A 5,784-nucleotide genomic window follows, 5' to 3' on the forward strand; every position below is an offset into this window, starting at 1 on the left:
CGGTCGAGCCGGGAGGGCGTTCGCCCTGGGTCAAGGACCTTTCGACCCGGAAGATCTGAATCGGAATCCGGAACGGCGGGCTGCGTCGCCCCCCGGCCAAATGATCAGATTTCTACGCTTCTGAGTGAGCGTCTACACCCGTCGAAGGACGTCAGCGTGCCAAGGGAGGTCTCCAGCTTGTTCGGAGTCTCGATCCCCTCCGGGATCTCGGTGGTCATCTTCATCTTGGGCGGCTCTGCCCAGGCGCCCATGGTCAACGTGCTGACGAGAGCGCCAAAGAGAATGTGTCGAGATTTCATGTTGTTCCTCGTTCAGGGATCAGGTCAAGGATTCGAATGCTGAGGGCTCGCTAGTTCACCTTCTCGACATCGCCGAGAGTCCATGTCTTGTCGAAGAGCGGTTGGTCCGGGCCGTAGAGACGGAAGATCAGGAAGAAGTCCTCTCCGGTCGGGATCCAGTTGGTCTCCATGCCCTCAGGTGCAGTCGGTGCGAAGTAGAGGTCGACGCTGCCGTCCTCGTTGGCCTTCAGGGTGCCCAGGTCGCGGGATGAGATCCCGATGTTCTCGGCTTCCGCGATGAATCCCTTGGTCTTCATGCTGTAGACAATGACCGACCAGAAGTCCTTCGCAGGAGTGTCTGCGGGTACCCGCAGCTTGTAAACGGACCCGCCGTCGAGCAGGTCACCGCCGCTGTCACGCAGGCCGGTCAGATAGAATGTCCCGCCGCCGAGGTTCTTGGGCAGGTAGGTGATCCAGAAATAGCTGCCGCCGGCACGCTCATCGATCAGGATCCTGTCCTCGGTGACATAGGGGAACCCGGCCTCGGCCTGGCCTTCCGCGAAGCTCCACATCTGCCACTGTCGATCTTTCCACCAGGGCAGCATCGCCTTGCCTTGGGTCGTGAAGTAGGACTGCATGGATGCCCACGCGAGCTCGAGGCCTTCCTCCATGGCCCGACGCTGTGAGTCCGAGGGCTCGAAGGGCTTTCCCTTCTCGATGCCGATGTCCGCCAGCAGGCCCATCATCGCCTTGTCCTGCTCACGCGTCGGCTCGCGGTTGATGACGTCGTAGATGTCCTTGAAGAAGCTCAGGTCGTAGTGGGGCAGGCTGTCGTAGTCGTGGGGATAGGCATCGATGTGCTTCGTTGGCGGCGGGGCGGCGGCATCGGCCAGGGAATAGACCAGAACTCGTTGGGAATAGGCCGCGACGTCGTCGAAGCTCGTGCCTTCCTCCATGACGGGCCGGAAGGAGAAGCCCAGGTTGTAGGTATCGCTGGGGACGGGGATGAACCCGTCCGGCATCTCGCTGTCGAAGCCCGGCGGGAGCAGCAGGTATTTCCCTCCCTTCCCCTTGTCGAACCCCGTGGTGCCGACGTCCTCGAGAGGAACGTCCCAGGCGTTCACGATGGTCCCGAAGAAGCCGACCTTGTCGGTCGCAGCGGGAACCTCCACGACGAGGGGCCCTGCTTCCGTGCTCAAGGATGCCCACACATACGGGGTGACGTCGTTGGCCGTCAGGAACCCATGTCGCGATTTCATGGGCCGCGTCATGTAGACGACGTCATTCACGTCGCCACCGAGATCTCGCTTCGTGGCCTTCTCGAAGTCGATCATTCCAGCCGCCGGCATGCCCCAGATCGCCGTCTGGGCGGCACGCTGCACCCTCATCTGGTGCTCGATCGAAGAGTCTGCGTCCGGTTCGGTCGCCGAGGCTCCCAGGGAGATCGAAGCGCACAGTGCGGCGACGAATAGCAAGGTAAAGAGACGAATGGGCAAGCTCACGACACCTCCTAGCCCCACGGGAGAACCTCCCGTGGGAGAGCAGGGTGCGAAGCTATCCCCTGGCGCCGGGGATTTCCTGGCCAATTCGCGCCATCTCGGCCAATCTCGGGGTTCATGCAACCGATCGTGCTCGCCCGAATTGCCCACGTGCTGAGTTTCACGGAGGTTCTGCGCGAGCTCGGAGCCCCCGTGGATCGTGAGCTGCGGCGCGTCGGGCTACCGACCCTGCTCGACGAGCAGCCCGATGGGCATGTTCCGGTACTGGCCGCGCTGAAGTTCTTTCGTCAGATCGAGCACCTGGAAGGGCTCGAGGATCTGGGCTTCCTGGCCGCGGGACGGGAGACCCTGAACCGCCTGGCCGAGGGCTCCCAGTTCACGCTCCAAGACGCTCCGACTCTCCGCGCAGCCTTGGGGCAGTTCGCCGTCCTGGCCCCACGCGAGAGCACGAACTGCCGCATCTCGTTCTGCCAGGAAGGAACCGACACCAGGATCTGCAACAACCTCCACGCATCGACCGACGGCGAGGATCTCCGGTTCTCGGAGTGGATCCAGATTGCGGTGATCGTCGAGATCATTCGCGATGCCCTTGGAGAGGAATGGTGCCCCGCGGAGATCAGCTTCAAGTCCGTATTCACCCCCTGCGACAGTGCCTTCGAAGAGTTCGGGGGTACCGCCTTCCTGTTCGGGCAGGGAGACACATCGATCAAGCTCCCATCGTCACTCATGGCCCAACCCTACGGGGCCCCACGCGCGCGACACAGCCGTGTGGGTTCCGCGGAGTCCCGAACGATTGCTGCCGAGGCTCACCTCGACTTCGGGAGTTCACTCCGGCTCGCCCTGCGGACCCATCTCCGCGAGGGTTGCATCGATGTCCATCTTGCGGCCGAGATCGCAGGCACCAGCGTGCGTACCTTGCAGCGCCGCCTCTCCGAGAGCGGCCTCAGCTATTCCGGATTGATCGACCAGATTCACTTCGATGTGGCCGTCGATCTGATGCAAGACCCGGCGATGAAGCTCTACGAGATCGCCCAAGTCGCGGGCTACAACGACCCATCCCACTTTTCTCGAGCGTTCCGCCGCGTCGCAGGAATCTCCCCGAGGGAGTATCGACGGTCGCGCTTCACTCGCCGAGATGTCGATACCTTCGCGCCGCTGGAGGCGCGATCGACCTCGGCGACATGATGGGCCGCCGCTCCTTCTGCGCTGGCGTTCGAGAACTGCGTGCGCGAGCCCGGGAACTCGCGGCACAGAGGTGCCATCTTCTCGCCCTCGAGGAGCCGGGCAATGAATCTGAGGCGTTCGTCCATCGGTCTACACGTCCTCCACGGCATCTGGGCTCTCCCCAAATGCCGATTGTGTAAACCATGTCTCCAGAATCAGGTGTCAACGATGTCTCGCTAAGCACAGCGGGGTTGGGGTGTCGCGCATCTGCTCCCCGCCTACGGGACTGGGGCTCGCGACGAAGAACCGAACGAATCTGCATGGTGTGCCGGCGCCTCTTACCCTCAGGCGCTGAACCTGCGACCTCGTTCTCGGAAGCGAAGCGATCTCGCGGTGTGGCGCGGCCCTGTCGCGGATCCAAACCGGCGACGGCAGGCCGGCGCCGCATGCCCGACAGTGTCAGGGACACCAGACGATCTTGCTGTCGCGCCGACCGCCCCGGGCGGGTGAGGCGCTTACTCGACGCCCCTCGATCCGTCGTAGAGCTTGGAGGCACCGACGCCCCATTCCGTGAGCACGCCGATGGCTTCCTGCAGGGGAACCTCGAGAAACGTGACTCGATCCCGGGGCACCACGTAGACCTGGCCGACCGCTGCGGTGGGCGCCATCGGCACGAAGACCGCGCAGCGCTCGTCCGACAACGATTCGACGAAGAGCCCGAGCACCGACGTGCCGGAACCATGGAGATCGATCTCGACCGCCGAGAATTCCTCTCCGTGAGTTCCCGTGACGCGTTCCGCGAGCTTCCGCGCCGCCCCGTACAGGGGAATCGACCCCTCCAGGAACCTGTCCACGGCGCGCTTGACCGCATCGCCGGGGCGCGTCCCGAGCAAGGCACCGACGGCGAAGCACAATGCGACGACGGCCAGGATCGTTGCTAGCCCGGCAATGAGGATGTTCGTGACGGGGCCGAACGGCAGCACGCCTTCGAGCAACTCGGCGAGCCCGATGAGCACCGGCAGCGCAGAGGCGACCAGGAACGCCACGACGCCGAGCGGTACGAGCGCGACGAGCCCGCGCAGTGCCGTCGCCCAGAGTCGCCGCACCGTTTCCTTCATGAACGCGAGCGTAGCTCGAAGTCCGCCGTGGCCGCCGGCGAGGGCTTCGACGTCAGCCGGGAGAACGTTGCGGGGTGCATCCTCGAGGCGCTGAGCCGGCCCCCGACAGCCAACCGTGTGGTCGATCTGCTCGACGGCGATACTCCGATCGCGAGCGCCTTCGCTGAGGGCTGATGACCGCGCTCGGCCCGGGTCCCATCCCACTGGCGCCACCGGTCACGACCGCCACCTTGCCCCACAGGCCCTGCATGGCTCCTCCCGGGGGCGCGACGATCGTCGACCCGGGGCGGCGGGCGGCATCAGAAGGAGTAATCGAGGGACGTCCAGTAGCGCAGGTTGTTGCTCGCGTCGTCGGCGTCGGAGTCGTACTCGTTGTCGGCGCCGAAGATGACGCTCAGGTGCTCGGAACCCAGGATCCGCATCCGCCACTCGGCCCGCGTGCGATTCCGGATCTCGGACTCGTCGAGCTGCTGGAAGAAGGTGTTCGAGAAGCTGAGCTTGTGAGCCTCCCCGGGCTTCCAGGACAGCTCGAAGCCAACGTAGGCCTCGGGGCGCACCTGCTTCTTGTCCCCGAACTCGTAGGTCGCGGCGAGGCCCGCCGAGAGGTCGAACCCGACCGTCTCCCGCTTGATCAGCTGGTAGCCGGGCCCGGCCATGAAGCCGACCCGATGCTTCCAGTCCTCGAACTCGTCGTAGAAGTACTGCCCCCCGGTCCGCGCGAACCAGCGGCTGCCCTCGTAGAGCCAGTCGTGGCGGGTGATCACGTGGCCGAAGTGGTCGTCCCGGTCGTCATCTGCGGTCGAGATCTTGTAGGCGCCTTCGATGTTCCAGCGCGTGTCGTCCGTCTCCCGATCGAGGCCGAGGGAGATTCGCAGCGAGCTCTCGTCGGTGTTGCCCTCGGATCCCGTCAGGCCCAGGCCGAGCGTGCGGCTCCAACCCCGCAGCACCCGCGTCCCTAACAGGCCCGGCTTGTCTTCGGGCATGGGGGCGAGCGCCTCCGCGGGAATCACGAGACGGCCGAGCGCGGAGTGCTCGATCACCACCTCCCGGTCACTGCGTGACACGATCTCGCCGGTCACCTTGTCGCCATTGGCGAGGCTCAGGGTCTCGGGCGCGGCCCAGGCCGTGGAGGAGAGGAGGGTCAGGGCGAGACCCGCCAGGAGGAAGCGGTGTGAGCTGGACATGAGGGCTCCGGGGTCGAAACATCTGCGCGCCAGGGGCGCTGGGCGAAAGGCCGAGCAGCCTAGCAGGCGAACCGGATCACGCGCCGATGCAGGCCGTGCCGGCTTCCACCGGCGTGCACCGCGCCTCTGGGCGTCCGCCCCCGTTGCTGTCACGGTTGCCGTCAAAACGGGGGGTTGGGGGAGCCAGGTCTGGGCCGATCATCGAGGCCCTGGGGCTCCCCATGGGTTCTCGCTTCTAGGCGATGTTCCACCGGCCACCGCGCCAGCTCCCGACCCTACCAAGCGGTGCCCACCCACCTTTACAGAATCCCGTTCTCTCAGGACAGAAGACAGCGGAGAGCAAGGGAGAAAGCACAGCACTTTCGCGGCGGACCGATTTTGAGAACGCACAGGGGATGAAGCTAGTGATGTGATTCACGCTGTTGGGGCATTATCCAGCGCGCGCCTGGCTCTGCCAACCTTTTCGATGATCTCTTCTGCTGTCTTGGACCAGACGAAGGGAGTGGGATCATCGTTGTGTCCGTCCACGTAACTCATCACG

The 5,784-nt window shown here is 64.7% G+C and carries 6 protein-coding genes; 2 read left to right on the plus strand and 4 right to left on the minus strand.

All coding sequences use genetic code 11. The features are described from left to right. Positions 1-104 precede the first annotated feature (104 nt). Positions 105-299 carry a hypothetical protein gene (locus GY937_03910; protein ID MCP5055853.1) on the minus strand — a complete coding sequence of 65 codons (195 nt, stop codon included), beginning with the start codon at positions 297-299 and terminating at the stop codon, positions 105-107. A gap of 50 nt (positions 300-349) precedes the next feature. After that, positions 350-1,780 (minus strand): DUF1254 domain-containing protein, encoded by a 1,431-nt coding sequence (locus GY937_03915; protein ID MCP5055854.1) that lies wholly within the window; start codon positions 1,778-1,780, stop codon positions 350-352. Between the two features lie 114 nt (positions 1,781-1,894). Between GY937_03915 and GY937_03920 the strand changes: the two genes are divergently transcribed. Next, a complete protein-coding gene (locus tag GY937_03920; GenBank protein ID MCP5055855.1) occupies positions 1,895-2,962 on the plus strand; it encodes an AraC family transcriptional regulator in 1,068 nt (355 codons plus the stop codon). 494 nt (positions 2,963-3,456) lie between these two features. Here GY937_03920 and GY937_03925 read toward each other — a convergent pair whose 3' ends face one another. Then, complete coding sequence (locus GY937_03925) at positions 3,457-4,059, minus strand: DUF502 domain-containing protein (GenBank protein ID MCP5055856.1); 603 nt, start codon at positions 4,057-4,059, stop codon at positions 3,457-3,459. 27 nt (positions 4,060-4,086) lie between these two features. On the opposite strand from GY937_03925, the gene GY937_03930 reads away from it, so the two are divergent. Then, positions 4,087-4,233 (plus strand): hypothetical protein, encoded by a 147-nt coding sequence (locus GY937_03930; protein MCP5055857.1) that lies wholly within the window; start codon positions 4,087-4,089, stop codon positions 4,231-4,233. A gap of 125 nt (positions 4,234-4,358) precedes the next feature. Here the strand turns inward: GY937_03930 and GY937_03935 are convergent, their stop codons facing one another. After that, positions 4,359-5,243 (minus strand): DUF481 domain-containing protein, encoded by an 885-nt coding sequence (locus GY937_03935; protein ID MCP5055858.1) that lies wholly within the window; start codon positions 5,241-5,243, stop codon positions 4,359-4,361. Between the last annotated feature and the right edge of the window lie 541 nt (positions 5,244-5,784).

The sequence above is a fragment of the bacterium genome (assembly GCA_024228115.1).
Taxonomy (GTDB): Bacteria; Myxococcota_A; UBA9160; order UBA9160; family UBA6930.